This window comes from Methylobacterium organophilum (assembly GCF_022179465.1).
GTDB classification, from domain to species: Bacteria; Pseudomonadota; Alphaproteobacteria; order Rhizobiales; family Beijerinckiaceae; genus Methylobacterium; species Methylobacterium organophilum.
On the sequence record NZ_BPQV01000013.1, the window covers coordinates 1 to 14,549 of the forward strand.

The following is a 14,549-nucleotide window of genomic DNA, read 5'->3' on the forward strand; positions in this document are numbered from 1 at the left end:
GATGCCGCAGCAACCGGTCCACTCCCGCGGCCGGCGCCGATGAACCGGGTATAGGTACACCCTCACGACACGTCAACACGATTCTCAGCCGGCTCGACTTCCCGTTTCCCGGGAGCGCTTCTGCGAACGCCCCTCCCCTTCCGACAGGACCGCCTCGCAGAGGAAGGGAGAGGGCGGCGCCTCGACGCCGCGCCAGCGGGCATAGAGCCAGGGGCGCCACCAGCGCGCCCGCTCCGGCCGAGCAACCGGCACCAGATCGATGCCGTGGGTGCCGAAGGGGCCGCAACGGCAGATCCGGGCGAAGCCCATCCAGCCGCCGGCCCAGAGACCGTGCCGGGCAATGGCCTCGTCGGCATAGTCCGAGCAGGACGGCCAGTGCCGGCATTGCCGTCCGATCAGCCCGGACAGGCTGAGCTGGTAGGTGCGGATCGCGACATGGGCGAGCCGGCGCAGCATCGCGCCCTACTCGGCCGCCTGGACGGCATCCTTCGCGGCCTCCTTGCGGGCGGCGATCTGGTCGAGGGCGTCCACCACCGCGTCGAAGGTGAGCAGGGTCGAGGCGTGCCGGGCCCGGAAATCCCGAATCGGCTCCAGCACGGCGAAGGCCGCCCATTCGCCGGAGGGCGCCGGACCGTTCTCCTTCAGCATCGCCCGCATGGTCGCGCGCAGGTCCCGCAAGTCCTGCGCGCTGCGCCCGACCACGTGCCGCGCCATCAGCGAGGAGGAGGCCTGGCCGAGGGCGCAGGCCTTCACCTCATGCGCGAAATCCGTCACCCGCTCGCCGCTCGCATCGGTGGCGAGGTCGATGGTCACGGTCGAGCCGCAGAGCTTGGAATGGGCGCTGGCGCTCGCATCCGGCGCCGGGAGACGCCCGAGCCGGGGAATATCCGCGGCGAGTTCCAGAATGCGGCGGTTGTAGATGTCGTCGAGCATCGGCGCGAAAAGCCTCTTCCTCGGATGCCATGCCGGTGGAACGACCTCCTTGCCGGAGGTATCCGCGTGTTCGGCATCGCCCATATCGCGCCGATGCATTGCGCACCGGCGCGAGAACGACGATATAGGCGCTTCGTTGCCGCTCCGCGAGGACGGCTCGTCGACCCAGGTCACGCCCCGGCCGAGGCTTCCACGAAAGGCGGGGGCGAAGACGTCCCTCCCACGGGAGGAACGACGGGAACCGACGATGTACGCGAAACCCGACAGCAACACCATGAAGGCCCGCGTCACCCGGGCGGGAGATGCGATGGATGCGGCCCTCAAATCCCTGTCCTACGGCATGACCGACGAGGAGAAGCGCCTGACCGCACTCAAGGCCGTCGGCGGCCGCGAGCCCGTGCGGGAAGCCGTGGACGTGGCGCCGGAGCCGGCTTCCGCCCAGCGCGTGCCCCACGAGATCGCCCTCGGCCGGCCGAGCCGCCAGGAGGCCGAGGCCGCCGTGCGCACCCTGCTGCGCTGGGCGGGCGACGATCCGACCCGCGAGGGCCTGATCGACACGCCGGCCCGGGTGGTGAAGGCCTACGAGCAGATCTTCGGTGGCTACAGGAGCGATGCGGAAGACCTGCTCGCCCGGGTCTTCGAGGAGGTCGAGGGCTATTCGGACGTCGTGCTGGTACGCGACATCCCGTTCTATTCCCATTGCGAGCACCACATGGTGCCCTTCATGGGGCTCGCCCATATCGCCTATTACCCGACGAAGGGCGTGGTCGGCCTCTCGAAGCTCGCCCGCGTGGTCGATGCCTTCGCCCGCCGCCTGCAGACGCAGGAGACCATGACCGCGCAGATCGCCGACACCATCGAGAGCATCCTCAAGCCCCGCGGCTGCGCCGTGATGGTCGAGGCCGAGCATCTCTGCATGGCGATGCGCGGCGTGCAGAAGGCCGGCGTCTCCACGATCACGACGCAGTTCCGCGGCGTGTTCCGGGAGGATCCGAGCGAGCAGGTCCGCTTCCTCACCCTCGTGCGCAACAAGGCCTGACACCGGGACGCGCATGATTCCCGCATCGCCCCCGTTCCCCCCGCCGGGCTCCAAGGCCGAGGTCGAGGAAGGCTCCGTGCTGACCCCGCGCTTCGGGCCGGACGGGCTCGTGGCCTGCATCGCCGTCGACGCGCAGGACGGGGCGGTGCTGATGCTGGCGCACATGAACGCCGAATCCCTCCGGCGCAGCCTGGAGACGGGGGAGGCCTGGTACTGGTCGCGCTCCCGCGGCGAGCTCTGGCACAAGGGCGCCACCAGCGGGCAGGTCCAGCGCATCGTCGAGATGCGGGTCGATTGCGACCAGGACGCGCTCCTCATCCGCGTCGCGGTCGGGGGCGACGGGGGCTGCTGCCATACCGGGCGCCGCTCCTGCTTCTACCGCAGCGTCTCCCTCGATCCCGCGACCGGCGCCGCGGTGCTGGCGCCCGCCGGCCGATGAGGCGGGAGGCGCTCGCACCGCGCCTGCCCGCGTTCCCGAACAGTATCGTCGAGCCCGTCGCGGTGCCGCCCCGCGCGCCGCGCATCGGCCTCGCCTTGGGCGGCGGCTCGGCCCGGGGCTGGTCGCATATCGGCGTGATCGAGGTGCTGGAGGAAGCCGGCCTCTACCCGGCGGTGGTGGCCGGCTGCTCCATCGGCGCGGTGGTGGGGGGCGCCTATGCCGCCGGCCGCATCGGCGCGCTCAAGGATTTCGCGCTCTCGCTGACGCGGCGCCGGGTGATGGGGATGATCGATCCCCGCCTGTCCGGCTCGGGGCTGATCGCCGGCGAGCGCCTGCGCCGGCGCCTGAGCCGCGAGCTCGAGGGCCTGCGCATCGAGGATCTGCGCATCGCCTTCGCGAGCGTCGCGACCGAGCTCGGCAGCGGCCACGAGGTCTGGCTGACCCACGGGCCGCTGGCCGACGCCGTGCGCGCCTCCTACGCGATCCCCGGCATCTTCCCGCCGGTCGCCCTCGACGGGCGGCTGCTGATGGACGGCACCCTGGTCAATCCCGTGCCGGTGCGCCTCGCCCGGGATCTCGGGGCCGACCTCGTCATCTGCGTGAACCTGAACTGCGACACGCGCCTGCGCGGATCGGTGATCCGGCCCGAGCCCGCCTCCCCCGCCGGCGACGAGAGCCTGGAGGCCGAGATCGAGACGGTGGTGCGGGTGCGCAGCCGCTGGGAGTTGCTGCGCGGCGCCGGCCTGCGCCTGATCGGGCGCGGACGCACGGAGCGGGACGAGGGGGGCGTCCCGGCCCCGGGGGTCGCCCGCGTGATGCTCCAGGCCTTCAACATCACCCAGGACCGCATCTCCCGGGCCCGCCTCGCCGGCGACCCGCCCGACGTGTCGATCCGGCCCAAGCTCGCGGAATTCGGGCAGTTCGAGTTCCACCGCGCCGCGCTCTGCATCGAGCTGGGGCGCCAGGCGGCGAAAGCGGCGCTTCCGGAGATCCGCCACGCCCTCGAAGGGGCGGCCGCGCGCAGCTGAACGCGCGCCGCTCCCCTTACCAGCCGGGTCCCTTGGCGGCGGCGAGGATCGCGCCCAGGCGCCCTCCGGCGGCGTTCTGCAGCATCACGACATAGGCGTCCGCGCCTCCCTTGCGGGCGGACTCCCGGGGCACCTCGAAGCGGATGCTCTGTCCCGCCCAGGCGCCCAGCCGCTGCATGCCGCGCACGACGTTCTCGTAGACGATCTGCCGTCCCTTGTTCTCGCCCCGCTCGATGTCGACGAGCCGGTGGCGGGCGATCGGAAGCAGCCAGACCTCGCCGCGGCGGCCGCTCGCATCGGCCTCCACGTCGACGACGATACGCTCGTTGCGCTCCTCGACGCGCAGGCCCACGGGCAGGCCGCCCGCGGCCTTGGCCTTCTCGATGAGCTGGGCGATCTCCTGCCGGTCCGAGCCGACCACCACGTCCTGCCCGTTGATGATGGCCTGGGGCGTGAACAGGGAGCGGTCGCTGCGCACGCTCGCATAGGCCCGCTGCCGGTCGGTGAAGGCATGGGTCGCGAGGCTGTCCTTCCAGCCGAGATAATCCCAGTAGGTGACCGGCAGCGTCAGGGCGAGGATGCCGGGCTCCTTGGACAGGGCGCCGGTCAGGCGGTCGGCCGGGGGGCAGGAGGCGCAGCCCTGGCTCGTGTACATCTCCACGACCGCGCGGACGGGCTCCGCCTGCGCCGCCGCGGGAAAGCCCGCGAGCATCACCGCGGCGAACGCGATGTTCAGTCTCAATCGCATGACCTCATGAGACGCGCGCATCGGCCCCTTGGAAAGTCACGTTGGCTTGAGGCTCCGCCCGTAGGGCCGGCGGCAGGATTTTCGGCAACATCCCCGGGCGCCAGCGCCGGTGCATCCAGAGCCACTGGCCCGGATTCTCGCGGATCCAGGACTCGACCACCTCGGTCATCGCCTGCATCGCGCCCTGGACGTCGACGAGCCCCTCCGCGTCCCGCGGCAGGTCGAGGGGCGGGGTCAGCTCCAGCAGGAACCGGGAATTCGGGTGACGCACGACGCGGGCGCCGTGGACCGGGCAATCGTGGTGGCGGGCGAGCTTGCCGAGCAGCGGGTTCACGAGCACCGGCCGCCCGAAGAAGGTGACCACGACGCCGCGGGTGAAATGCTGGTCGATGAGCTGGCCGAGATGGCCGCCGCGCTCCACCACCCCCTGCATCGCGAAGACCGCGCCCGTGCCGGAGGCGGCCAGCCCGCCCATGGTCTTGCGCCGGACCTCGGCGACGAGCTGAGCGGCAGCCGGGTTGTTCGGCGGCCGGAACACGGCGGTGGTCTCGAGCCCGAATTTCTGCGCGCAGATCGCCGGCAGCTCCCAATTGGCGAGATGGGCGGAGAAGACCAGGCCCGGCCTGCCGTCGTCGCGCAGGGCGTAGAAGTGGTCGATGCCCTTCACCGACATGCGCTGCGTCTCGGCGCTGTCCGGGTCGTAATCGAAGATCGTGTCGAGATGGGCGTATTCGGCGCCCGTGCGGCCGAGATTGTCCCAGGCCTGCGCCGCGAGCGCCCGAAGCTCGGCCTCGGAGAGGTCGGGATAGGCCGCGCGCAGGTTGGCGAGCGCCGTGCGGTGCGAGGGCAGGAACGGCCCGATGCTGCGGGCGAGCCAGCCGCCGAGGTCGCTCGCCCGGTTGGTGCCGAGGGCGCGGGCGAGCCAGAACAGGCCGCGGATCAGCGGGATCGTGGCCAGGCCCGCAAGACGCGGGAGCTGTCGCCTCAGGATCAGCGCGAGGCGGAGCACGAAAGACTCATGGAAAACGTGTCTCGGAAAGAACGAGGTCGCGCATAAATCATTTCCCGCATCCGCGCGAGACGATCACAGCGTCACGAGGATCTTGCCGAACACCTTGCGCGATTCGAGCCGCTCCAGGCCCGTCGCGAAGTCGGCCAGCGGCAGAACCGTGTCGACCACCGGCGTGATGCCCTCCGCCATCTTGGCCAGCGACTCGCGGATGTTGGCGAGGCGGCAGCCGAACGAGCCGGTGATCCGGTATTGCTGCTGGAACAGCTGCATCAGGTTGATCGTCGCCGAGACGCCGGAGGTCGAGCCGCAGGTCACGAGGCGGCCGCCCCGCTTGAGGCAGAGCAGCGAGCCGTTCCAGGTCTCGGCGCCGACATGCTCGAACACCACGTCCACGCCCTTGCGCTTGGTCAGCCGTCGCACCTCGCCCTCGAAGCGCTCCTCGCGGTAGTTGATGACGTGGTCGGCGCCCAAAGCCCTGGCCTTCTCGCCCTTGGCGTCGTCGCCGACCGTGGTGAACACGGTGCAGCCGATGGCCTTGGCCATCTTGATCGCCGCCGTGCCGATGCCGGAGCCGCCGGCATGGACGAGGATGGTCTCGCCGGGCTCGAGCCGGGCATTGTCGAACAGCATGTGCTGCACGGTGCCGAAGGCGATGCCGGCACAGGCCGCCTGGACGAAATCGACGCTCTCGGGCACCTTCACCACGAGGCGGGCGGGCATGTTCACCAACTCGCGGGCGAAGCCGTCGATATGGAAGCCCATCACGCCGGAGACGTCCTCGCAGAGGTTGTCGCGGCCCTCCCGGCAGGCGCGGCATTGCCCGCAAGTCATGGCGCCGTAGAGCGCGACCGGGTCGCCCGGCTTCAGCCCCTCCACGCCCTCGCCGATGCAGGCGATCTCGCCGGCGGCTTCCGCGCCGACCGTCAGGGGCAGCTTGCGCTTGGCGAAGGCCATGCCGCGGAAGCCCCAGACGTCGATGAAGTTGAGGCCGACGGCACGTACCCGCACCTGCACCTCGCCGGGGCCGGGCGGCGGGGGCGGCTCGACCTCGGTGAGGCGAAGGTCGCGGTCGCCGAAAAGCTGGAGGGCCTGCATCGTGCCGGTCGAAATCCCGCATGGGCCCCTCGGGGCGAGGGGCCGGATCGGCGGCCTTATCGACCGAAAGAGGCGCCGGCTCAATCCGGCGTGAGATAGCGCCGCCGCGCCCAGCCGACGGTGCGGCCGAACTTCACCCGGCACCAGGTCAGCCGGCTCGGCGTGTCGGCGGTGCAGCCGAATCCCATCACCCGGCGCCCGACCGGGATCTGGCCCAGCGCGGGTGCCCCCGCATCCGGGCTCTCGCGGATGGTGAGGCTGTCGTCCCGCGGCAGCCCGTCGACCCGGAAGCTCTCCGGCGCGGCCAGGACGGGCCCGGCGCCAGTCACGAGCAGGGCGGCGAGGGCGAGCGAGCGGATCATGGAAGCTTGCGTCCCGCGGATCAGGCCCGATGCACGCCCATCATCGCCGTGAGCCCGCCATCAACCGGCAGGACCGCGCCGGTGACGTAGCCGGCCGGCCCGCTCATCAGGAAGGCGGCGAGCGCCGCCACCTCCTCCGGCTTGGCGAAGCGGCCGAGGGGGATCTGACGCTCGATGCCTTCGCGATGGGCGGCGTAGGGGGCGAGCATCGCCGTGTCGATGAAGCCCGGCGCGATGACGTTCACGGTGACGCCACGCTTGGCCGATTCGATCGCCAGCGTCCGGCAATAGGAGATCAGGGCGCCCTTGGTGGCCGCATAGGCCGCGTTGCCCGCATTGGCCTGGAGCGCGGCCACCGAGCCGATGGCGACGATGCGGCCGGAGCGGGCGCGGATCATGCCGCGCACGAGCGCCTTCGCGATCCGGCTCAGGGACCAGAAATTCACCTGCATCGCCGCCTCGGCCCGGTCCTGGTCGAGCATGGCCGCGAGCGCGTCGGCCGACTGGCCGGCATTATGGACGTAGCCGTAGAAGCCCTCGCCCTCGATCGCGTCGCAGAAGGCGTCGAGGGCCGCCCGGTCGGCGAGGTCGAGGGCATGGGCGGCGAAGCGGCCAGCGGGATGGGCCGCCTGCAGCTCAGCGACGAGCGCCTGCGCCGTCTCCGGCGAGGACCGGTAGGTGAGGTCGACCCCGTAACCCGCCTCCGCCAAAGCCCGCACGATGGCGGCGCCGAGCCCGGAGGCACCGCCGGTGACGAGGACGCGCTTGCCCTCGCCGCTCATGCCGGCCCGTCCGAGAGCACGAGGCAGGTGTTCTGCCCGCCGAAGCCGAAGGAGTTCGAGAGCACCTTGGAGACCTTCGCGTCCCGCGCGGTCGCGACCACGTCGAGGGTCAGGCTCGGGTCCGGCAGGGCGTAGTTGATGGTCGGCGGGATGCGGCCGTTGCGGATCGTGAGCAGCGAGATCACCGCCTCGATTGCCCCCGCGGCGGTGAGGGTGTGGCCGATCATCGACTTGTTGGACGAGATCGGCACCGCGCCGATGCGCTCGCCGAAGACGGCGGCGCAGCCCATCGCCTCCATCTTGTCGTTCTCCGGGGTCGAGGTGCCGTGGGCGTTGATCGTGTCGATCGCCTCCGGCCCGACGCCCGCATCCTCGAGTGCCGCGCGGATCGCCGCGATGATCGGCTCGCCATTGGGGCTGGAGCGGGTGCGATGGAAGCCGTCGCCCTTCTCGCCGCAGCCGAGCACGTAGCCGAGGATGGTAGCGCCCCGGGCGCGGGCCGCCTCGGCATCCTCCAGCACCAGGGCAGCGGCGCCCTCCCCCATCACGAAGCCGTCACGGTTCTTCGAGAAGGGCTTGGAGGCAGCCTCCGGGATCTCGTTCTGGGTCGAGAGAGCCGAGAGCAGGGAGAAGCGGATCAGCGATTCCGGGTTCACCGAGCCGTCCGTGCCGATGCAGAGCGCGGCCTTCATCTCGCCCCGCCGGATCGCCTCGACGCCGAGCTGGATCGCCGTCGCGCCGGAGGAGCAGGCGGTGGAGAGCGAGATCGGCGAGCCCTTGGTGCCGAAGCGGTCGGCGACCCGGTCGGCCACGGTGCCGAAGATGAAGAGGTCGTGCCAGGCGTCGAAGCGCCGGCTCGCGGCGGCGCGCAGCAGGCTGTCATAGGTGACGGGGCCGTTCTCGCCGGCCGCCTCGGCCAGAGCCTGGCGCTGGGGCCATTCCATCTCGACCGGCGGCACGGCGATGAACAGGCCGCCGGGGAAATCGGCGCCGATGCCGGCCTGCCCGATCGCCTCCTCCGCCGCCACCATGGCGAAGCGCTCCGACAGGAGCGGCGCCACCAGGGGATCGGTGTCGAGGAAGTCGACCGTGCCGGCGATACGGGTGCGCAGGCCCTCGGTCGGGAAGCGGCTGATCGCCTTGATGCCGGAGCGGCCCGAGGTCAGCGCATCCCAATTGTCGGCGACGCCGCGCCCGAGGGAGGTCACGATGCCGAGGCCCGTCACCGCGACGAGCGGCCGGCCCTTTCCGTCACGGGCGGAGGAAGCGTTCATGGCAAGCGCCTTAGCCTATTTTGCGCCGGCTGTGCATCGGGCGCGCCCCCGCTCAGGCGGAGACGACGCGGATCACGCCCTCGCCGCGGCGATGGCCGACGGAGGTGATCGCCACTTCGGAGGCTTGGCCCGCGGCGCAGAGCGCGGCGGCGAGGGCCGTGCCGAAGGGCGCGGCCACCTCGATCGGATGACCGACCACGTCGCCGGTGGCGCGGATGCGGGTCTCGCCGAGGGCGGCGCGGATCGCCCGCACCTCCTCCTCCGCGATGTCGGCCACGCCGGTCGCGCCGGAGAGGACGAGGTCGGGCCGGCCGAGGGCGGCCTCGCCGAGGAGGCGGCCGAGCGTCGCCTCCACGCTGCCCGGCTCGCGGCGGCTGCGGTCGTTGGCGACCGGCGCCAGCCGGGCGAGCGCCTTCGCCCCGCGGGCGGCGGCGTGCTCGGCCGCCTCAAGCACCAGGAAGGCGGCGGCGCTGCCGAGGATGAAGCCGCCATTGCCCTCGCCCCCGCGGGCGAAGACCGGCCGGTAGTCCGGCTTATAGAGGAAGCCGCCCATCTCGTGGACGACGAGCACGTCCGGCCGCTCGGCGCTGTAGGAGCCGCCGACCATGATCGCGTCGGCCTGGCCCGAGGCGACCCGGGCCTGGGCGGTGCGCAGCGCGTCGACCCCCGAGGATTCCTCGCCCATGAAGGTGCGGGAGGCGGCGGTGACGCCGTGCACGATGGCGATGTTGCCGGCGAGCAGGTTCGAGAGCTGGGCCAGGAAGAGGGTCGGCCGCAGGTCGTTGAGCAGGCGCTCGTTGAGGTAGGCGCCGGGATCGGCCGCCTCGCGCAGGCCGGACAGGATCGCCCCGTCGACCGCGTAGTCGCGCTCGCCGCCGCCCGCCGCCACGATCAGGTGGAGCCCGGCCTTGAAGGCGGCATCCTCCTTCACGCCCGCGGAATCGAGGGCGAGGCCCGCCGCGTAGACGCCGAGGCGCTGCCACGCCTCCATCTGGCGCTGGTCGCTCTTCTTCGGGATCTGCCCATCATAGGTCAGGGGCGCCACCGGATGCACCGGATAGGGCGCGTAGCTCTGCGCGTCGGTGCGCGGCGCCTCGCCCGCGGCATAGGCGGCGAGATGCGCCTCGATGCCCTCGCCGGCGCAGGACAGCAGCCCGATGCCGGTGACGACGACGTCGCGGGTGGCGCTCATGCGGCGGCTCCATCGAGATCGAGGAGGCCGATCTTGCGGGCGCGCTCGCGCATCGGCGCGTCGAGCCCGGCCGGGAACGGCATGGTGCGGAAGCGCAGCTCGGCGTCGCAGAGCGGCTTGCCGGCATGGCGGATCGCGGCCTTGGTCACCGCGTAGCCCGAGCCGTCATGCTCGAGGCTGGCGCTGATCTCCAGGCTCGCCCCGGGGCCGACGAAGGAACGGAAGCGCGCCTTGTCCACCGCCATCAGGAACGGCATCTGCGCGAAGCCGAGATGGGCCAGCACGAGATAGCCGGAGGCCTGGGCCATGGTCTCGGTGAGCAGCACGCCGGGCACCAGCGGATGGCCGGGGAAATGCCCCTCGAAGACGGGGCTCGCCTCGGGCACCTGCGCCAAGGCTTCGATCGTGCCGGCGGCGCGGTCGAGCCGCACCACCTTGTCGATCATCTCGAAATATTCGAGCCGCATGGCCGACGCTTCGGCCCGATCAGGCCTTCGCGGCCTTCTCGGCGACGAGCGCGTCGATGCGGGCGCAGAGGTTCTTGAGCACGAAGTACTCCTCGGCCGGGACCTTGCCCTCGTTGACCTCCTGGGTCCAGCGCTCCAGCGGCAGCTTGATCCCGAAGGCCTTGTCGACCGCGAAGGCGATGTCGAGGAAGGCGAGGGAATCGATGCCGAGATCGTCGATGGCGTGGCTCTCCGGCGTGATCTTGTCACGCGGGATATCCGCCGTCTCGGCGATGATGTCGGCCACGCGATCGAAGGTGGCGGTCTCGTTGGACATGAAGATTGGCCGCTTTCTCGTGACTTCGGGCAAGCGCCGCGGAAATCCCCCGGACCGGACGCTGTCCCCCACCCGGGATCCAGTGCGGCCCCTCTCCGCCGCCGGCTCCCATCGGTGCTCTGGAAATAGATCGCGACCCCTTACACGAAGCGATGGAGGCCGGGCAACCTTGCCGGTTCCCGCGTTTCTTCTCGTGGCGGAGACGGACCCTTAAACACGCGCTAATAGAATCCCCCTCCCGACCGCTCCTGCATGCCGGCTCATGCCCGACCTTCCGGACCTGGCGACCGTACGCCTGTGCAGCATGCTCGCCAGCGCGGCCTTCGTGCTGGTGTATCTGTGCCTGTGGCTCGGCCGCAGGAGCGAGGATTACCTGCTCTACTGGGCGCTGACCTCCGCCCTCTACGTCCTCACGCTCCTGGGCTTCGGCCTCTCCGACCATAGCCCGCTCCAGGACGGCAGCCTCTACGCGCTGCTCGCCGCCAGCGACCTGATCGTGCTGGCGGGCGTGCGCCGCTTCGAAGGCCGGCCTGCCTTCGCGGCCTGGATGATCCTGCCCATCGCCGCGACGGGGCTCGGCTATGCCCTTCCCGCCTGGATCGTCGGCCCGGATTCGGCGGCGGCCCGCCTCGGAGGCACCTTCGGAACCGCCCTGACCATGGGCCTGAGCGGCTGGCTGGTCGCGTTTCCGCGGCGGGGCACGGTCTCGACGGGCCGCCGCATCGCCGGACTCGGCCTGCTCGGCTACCTGCCGGGCTACGCCGTCGCGATGATCGAGGAGGGGACCGGCCGCGCCCTCATCAACATGGCCGCCCTGGTGCCGATGCTGTCGGACCAGATCCTGCTGGCCGTGCTCAATCTCGGGCTCCTGGCCATGCCGGGCGAGCGCGATTCGGCCAAGCTGCGCGACCTCGCCCATACCGACGCGCTGACCGGCGCCTGGAACCGGGCGGGCCTCGAGGCCCGTGCCGGGCGGCTGCTCGCCGGGGGCGGCGCCGTGATCGTGATCGACGTGGATCACTTCAAGGCGATCAACGACCGCCACGGCCATGCCGCCGGCGACACCGTGCTCGCCGATCTCGTGGCGCGGGCGCGGATCGCCCTGCCGCCGGCCGCGCTCATGGCCCGGCTCGGCGGCGACGAGTTCGTCGCCGTGCTGCCCGCGGCGAGCCTCGCATCCGCCCATGCCGGAGCGGAGGCGATCCGCAGCGCGGTCGCCGGGGCGCAGGGCCGCTTCGCCTGGACGGTGAGCCTCGGCTGCGGCGAGATCCGGCCGGGCGAGACGGGGGTCGCGGAGGCCATCGCCCGGGCCGACCGGTCACTCTACCGTGCCAAGGCCAAGGGCCGGAACCGGGTCGCCGCCTGAGACCGCACGACGGCGTGAGGAGCCGGCGCCTTCGCACGCGAATGCCCTAGAACTGTGCCGGAGCAATCGCAGAGGCACGGGACATTCGGACGATGGACGATCAGAGGATGGGGCCGCATGCCGGCGTGGATCGGGCGCAATCGGCGGCCCGGGCGGCACTCGCCCTCGGGCTGCTCGGGCTCGGGCTCTACATCCTGCTGGCCTTCCTGAAGGCCCTGGTCTGGGCCGTGGTGCTCGGCATCGCCCTCTGGCCGCTGTTCGAGCGGGCGCAGAGGCGGTTTCCCCCGGGCCGCCACAACATCCTGTGGCCGGCCGTGTTCACGGGGGCCGTCGCCCTCGTCTTCCTCCTGCCCGTGGGCGTGCTCGCCGTCGAGGCCCTGCGGGAGGCGCACGACATCCTCGAGTATTTCCGGCAGGCCGAGCAGAACGGCGTGCCGGTGCCGGAGATCGTGCAGCGCCTGCCCTTCGGCGCCCAGGCCGTCACCGACTGGTGGAACGCCAACCTCGCCCATGCCGGCTGGGCGCAGGAACTGCTGCACCGCCTCGACACTGCCTCGAACCGCGACCTCACCCGCACCATCGGCGCAGGGCTGGTGCACCGGGTCGTGCTGTTCGGCTTCTGCCTGCTCGCCCTGTTCTTCCTGTTCCGCGACGGGCGGGTGCTGGTGCGGCAGGGGCTGACCGCGAGCCACCGCCTGTTCGGCCAGCGGGGGGAGCGCGTGGCGCGGCAGATGGTGGCCTCGGTGCACGGCACCGTCGACGGTCTGGTGCTCGTCGGGATCGGCGAGGGCGTGCTGCTCGGGATCGTCTACGCCTTCGCGGGCGTGCCGCATCCGGTGCTGCTCGGCGCGCTCACCGCCGTGGCGGCGATGATCCCCTTCGGCGCCCCCCTCGCCTTCGGGATCGCGGCCCTGCTGCTCGCGGCGGCGGGCAAGATCGTGCCGGCGGTGATCGTGGTGGCCGCGGGCTTCGTCGTCACCTTCGTGGCCGACCATTTCGTGCGGCCGGCGCTGATCGGCGGCACCACCCAGCTCCCCTTCCTCTGGGTGCTGCTCGGCATTCTCGGCGGCGTCGAGACCTTCGGACTCCTCGGCCTCTTCGTCGGCCCGGCGGTGATGGCGGCGCTGATGCTGCTGTGGCGGGACTTCACCGAGGAGCCGGGCCCCGATCGGTTAAAATACTGGATCCTCTGCACCGCAGAGGACAATTGGCTGAAGACGGCTCGGATCATCGCCGAAGTGAGCCTCACCCATCGTGGCGTCTATAGGGGCGACGGCAGCGACATCGCCGAGCAGATCGAAGCCCTAGTCGAAGAGGGCACGCTCCAGGCTCAAGGCGACCTGAAGCAATGGGAGTACAGCGAGGTCCGCTTCCCACCCTTTCCGATCCCGCAGGGCACGGAGGCGCGCTGATCGGCGCGCGAACCCCTCAATGCCGCAGCGGGCGCCCGAGCTTCTGCGCGAGGATCCGCTGCGGACTCTTCTCCGGGTCGGCCTGCGCGGCGACGGGGAGATAGGCGGTCTGCTCCAGCATGTAGCGGCCGCCCATGGCGCCGTGCATCACGAGGTCGGAGAAGGTCACCCAGGTCTCGCCGGGCTGGAAATACACGTTCTCCTGGGGCGCATTGGCCTGATAGCCCATGTCCTGCTTGAGCGCGTCGTGCAGGTGCAGCATCAGGTGATCGTATTCGGAGCGCTTGGCCTTGGTGATCTTGAGGAGCGCCAGGAGGCCCGCGGAGAGGCCCGAATAGGCCGGCAGCTTCGGCAGGAACTTCTCCGCCATCGCGCCGAAATCCTCGCCCACCCGCCAGTGCCGCGGCTGCCCCTCGGCGTTGATGTTGCGGAAGATGCGCAGGATGCGCTTCTCGCCGATCGGGTTGGAGGGGAAGGCGTCGACATGCATGCGGGTGTCGTCCCGCCGCCAGCTCAGCTTGCGCGCATCGACGTCGAAGGTCCGGTAGGAGGTGCCGGCGAGCGTGACCTTGCCGGTATAGGCCGGCAGGTAGGTGTCGATGAGCGACTGGGCGAAACTGCGGTAGCGCTGCAGCAGCGCCCGCAGCCGGGCCTGCTCCTCCTCGCTGCCCGCCGCCCCGCGCAGCTCCGCCTGCGGCCCACGGATGTTGACGTTCTTGGCCTTCCCGTCGGCGAAGGGCTTTTCGACGAAGCGCCGCTCGAAGGCGTCGAAGGGAAAGTCGAGGTCGCGGAAGACCAGAACCGCGCCGCCCTCGAGCGCCTCCACCAGGGACGGGCCACCGGGCGCGGCGCCCTCGCGGGCCACGGGCAGGATCGGGCTGATCATCGCGGAGAGCGCCTCGTGCGGCAGGAAATCGTGCGCGGTTTACCCGAGGCCGCGGCCCGGTGCCAAGCCGGCGACGCTTTCCGGTGGATGACGTCACGTCGGCGTTGCCAGTGGCGCCGAAGCGGCAGAGCGTTCCGAATCGGAACGGGCGGCGCAACCTTGGCCTTGGCGCCGTGGTTGTCCCTCATCGAGGAATGC

At 71.3% G+C, this 14,549-nt stretch carries 16 protein-coding genes and 1 pseudogene; 5 read left to right on the forward strand and 12 right to left on the reverse strand.

Going from position 1 to position 14,549, the window contains the following annotated elements:
- Positions 1-84: 84 nt before the first annotated feature.
- Both yidD and MFF21_RS19185 read right to left on the reverse strand, forming a co-directional pair.
- Positions 85-456: a membrane protein insertion efficiency factor YidD gene (gene yidD / locus MFF21_RS19180; protein WP_238313037.1), complete on the reverse strand. Its 372-nt coding sequence runs from the start codon at positions 454-456 to the stop codon at positions 85-87.
- A 6-nt stretch (positions 457-462) separates the two neighbouring features.
- A complete protein-coding gene (locus MFF21_RS19185) occupies positions 463-933 on the reverse strand; it encodes an iron-sulfur cluster assembly scaffold protein (RefSeq protein ID WP_238313039.1) in 471 nt (156 codons plus the stop codon).
- Between the two features lie 409 nt (positions 934-1,342).
- Between MFF21_RS19185 and folE the strand changes: the two genes are divergently transcribed.
- Genes folE through MFF21_RS19200 form a run of 3 tightly spaced genes read left to right on the forward strand, consistent with a single transcriptional unit; the run spans position 1,343 to position 3,439 of the window.
- Entirely contained in the window at positions 1,343-1,972 is a 630-nt protein-coding gene (folE, locus tag MFF21_RS19190; protein WP_505744246.1) for a GTP cyclohydrolase I FolE, read from the forward strand.
- 13 nt (positions 1,973-1,985) lie between these two features.
- Positions 1,986-2,411, forward strand: a complete 426-nt coding sequence (gene hisI / locus MFF21_RS19195) for a phosphoribosyl-AMP cyclohydrolase (RefSeq protein WP_238313043.1) — start codon at positions 1,986-1,988, stop codon at positions 2,409-2,411.
- Positions 2,408-3,439 (forward strand): patatin-like phospholipase family protein, encoded by a 1,032-nt coding sequence (locus MFF21_RS19200; RefSeq protein WP_238313045.1) that lies wholly within the window; start codon positions 2,408-2,410, stop codon positions 3,437-3,439. Before hisI ends, MFF21_RS19200 begins: the two co-directional genes overlap by 4 nt.
- Positions 3,440-3,455: 16 nt before the next feature.
- Here the strand turns inward: MFF21_RS19200 and MFF21_RS19205 are convergent, their stop codons facing one another.
- The 9 genes from MFF21_RS19205 to MFF21_RS19245 form a co-directional block, all read right to left on the reverse strand.
- Positions 3,456-4,187: a DUF1223 domain-containing protein gene (locus MFF21_RS19205; protein WP_373325058.1), complete on the reverse strand. Its 732-nt coding sequence runs from the start codon at positions 4,185-4,187 to the stop codon at positions 3,456-3,458.
- A gap of 4 nt (positions 4,188-4,191) precedes the next feature.
- On the reverse strand, positions 4,192-5,196 hold the full coding sequence (locus MFF21_RS19210; protein ID WP_238313049.1) for a lipid A biosynthesis lauroyl acyltransferase: 1,005 nt from the start codon (positions 5,194-5,196) through the stop codon (positions 4,192-4,194).
- Positions 5,197-5,271: 75 nt separating this feature from the next.
- On the reverse strand, positions 5,272-6,294 hold the full coding sequence (locus MFF21_RS19215) for a zinc-binding dehydrogenase (RefSeq protein WP_238313051.1): 1,023 nt from the start codon (positions 6,292-6,294) through the stop codon (positions 5,272-5,274).
- An 80-nt stretch (positions 6,295-6,374) separates the two neighbouring features.
- Positions 6,375-6,656, reverse strand: a complete 282-nt coding sequence (locus tag MFF21_RS19220; protein WP_238313053.1) for an SH3 domain-containing protein — start codon at positions 6,654-6,656, stop codon at positions 6,375-6,377.
- Between the two features lie 20 nt (positions 6,657-6,676).
- Complete coding sequence (locus MFF21_RS19225) at positions 6,677-7,438, reverse strand: SDR family NAD(P)-dependent oxidoreductase (RefSeq protein WP_238313054.1); 762 nt, start codon at positions 7,436-7,438, stop codon at positions 6,677-6,679.
- On the reverse strand, positions 7,435-8,712 hold the full coding sequence (locus MFF21_RS19230) for a beta-ketoacyl-ACP synthase (protein WP_238313056.1): 1,278 nt from the start codon (positions 8,710-8,712) through the stop codon (positions 7,435-7,437). The genes MFF21_RS19225 and MFF21_RS19230 overlap by 4 nt, the downstream gene beginning before the upstream one ends.
- A 52-nt stretch (positions 8,713-8,764) precedes the next feature.
- Complete coding sequence (locus MFF21_RS19235) at positions 8,765-9,904, reverse strand: beta-ketoacyl-ACP synthase (protein ID WP_238313058.1); 1,140 nt, start codon at positions 9,902-9,904, stop codon at positions 8,765-8,767.
- Positions 9,901-10,371: a 3-hydroxyacyl-ACP dehydratase FabZ family protein gene (locus MFF21_RS19240; protein WP_238313060.1), complete on the reverse strand. Its 471-nt coding sequence runs from the start codon at positions 10,369-10,371 to the stop codon at positions 9,901-9,903. Before MFF21_RS19240 ends, MFF21_RS19235 begins: the two co-directional genes overlap by 4 nt.
- Positions 10,372-10,390: 19 nt before the next feature.
- Complete coding sequence (locus MFF21_RS19245; protein ID WP_238313062.1) at positions 10,391-10,687, reverse strand: acyl carrier protein; 297 nt, start codon at positions 10,685-10,687, stop codon at positions 10,391-10,393.
- Positions 10,688-10,949: 262 nt separating this feature from the next.
- Between MFF21_RS19245 and MFF21_RS19250 the strand changes: the two genes are divergently transcribed.
- Both MFF21_RS19250 and MFF21_RS19255 read left to right on the forward strand, forming a co-directional pair.
- Entirely contained in the window at positions 10,950-12,053 is a 1,104-nt protein-coding gene (locus MFF21_RS19250; protein ID WP_238313064.1) for a GGDEF domain-containing protein, read from the forward strand.
- Positions 12,054-12,160: 107 nt separating this feature from the next.
- Positions 12,161-13,207 (forward strand): annotated as a pseudogene (locus MFF21_RS19255) (AI-2E family transporter); the annotation flags it as partial.
- A gap of 274 nt (positions 13,208-13,481) precedes the next feature.
- Here the strand turns inward: MFF21_RS19255 and kdoO are convergent.
- Positions 13,482-14,351, reverse strand: a complete 870-nt coding sequence (gene kdoO, locus MFF21_RS19260) for a Kdo hydroxylase KdoO (RefSeq protein ID WP_238313066.1) — start codon at positions 14,349-14,351, stop codon at positions 13,482-13,484.
- Positions 14,352-14,549: the final 198 nt, after the last annotated feature.

Excerpts from the sequence above, each read along its gene's own strand:
- yidD (WP_238313037.1), bottom strand. The coding sequence starts at position 456 with ATGCTGCGCCGGCTCGCCCATGTCGCGATCCGCACCTACCAGCTCAGC.
- MFF21_RS19185 (WP_238313039.1), bottom strand. The coding sequence starts at position 933 with ATGCTCGACGACATCTACAACCGCCGCATTCTGGAACTCGCCGCGGAT.
- hisI (WP_238313043.1), top strand. The coding sequence starts at position 1,986 with ATGATTCCCGCATCGCCCCCGTTCCCCCCGCCGGGCTCCAAGGCCGAG.
- MFF21_RS19200 (WP_238313045.1), top strand. The coding sequence starts at position 2,408 with ATGAGGCGGGAGGCGCTCGCACCGCGCCTGCCCGCGTTCCCGAACAGT.
- MFF21_RS19205 (WP_373325058.1), bottom strand. The coding sequence starts at position 4,187 with ATGCGATTGAGACTGAACATCGCGTTCGCCGCGGTGATGCTCGCGGGC.
- MFF21_RS19215 (WP_238313051.1), bottom strand. The coding sequence starts at position 6,294 with ATGCAGGCCCTCCAGCTTTTCGGCGACCGCGACCTTCGCCTCACCGAG.
- MFF21_RS19220 (WP_238313053.1), bottom strand. The coding sequence starts at position 6,656 with ATGATCCGCTCGCTCGCCCTCGCCGCCCTGCTCGTGACTGGCGCCGGG.
- MFF21_RS19225 (WP_238313054.1), bottom strand. The coding sequence starts at position 7,438 with ATGAGCGGCGAGGGCAAGCGCGTCCTCGTCACCGGCGGTGCCTCCGGG.
- MFF21_RS19230 (WP_238313056.1), bottom strand. The coding sequence starts at position 8,712 with ATGAACGCTTCCTCCGCCCGTGACGGAAAGGGCCGGCCGCTCGTCGCG.
- MFF21_RS19235 (WP_238313058.1), bottom strand. The coding sequence starts at position 9,904 with ATGAGCGCCACCCGCGACGTCGTCGTCACCGGCATCGGGCTGCTGTCC.
- MFF21_RS19240 (WP_238313060.1), bottom strand. The coding sequence starts at position 10,371 with ATGCGGCTCGAATATTTCGAGATGATCGACAAGGTGGTGCGGCTCGAC.
- MFF21_RS19245 (WP_238313062.1), bottom strand. The coding sequence starts at position 10,687 with ATGTCCAACGAGACCGCCACCTTCGATCGCGTGGCCGACATCATCGCC.
- MFF21_RS19250 (WP_238313064.1), top strand. The coding sequence starts at position 10,950 with ATGCCCGACCTTCCGGACCTGGCGACCGTACGCCTGTGCAGCATGCTC.
- kdoO (WP_238313066.1), bottom strand. The coding sequence starts at position 14,351 with ATGATCAGCCCGATCCTGCCCGTGGCCCGCGAGGGCGCCGCGCCCGGT.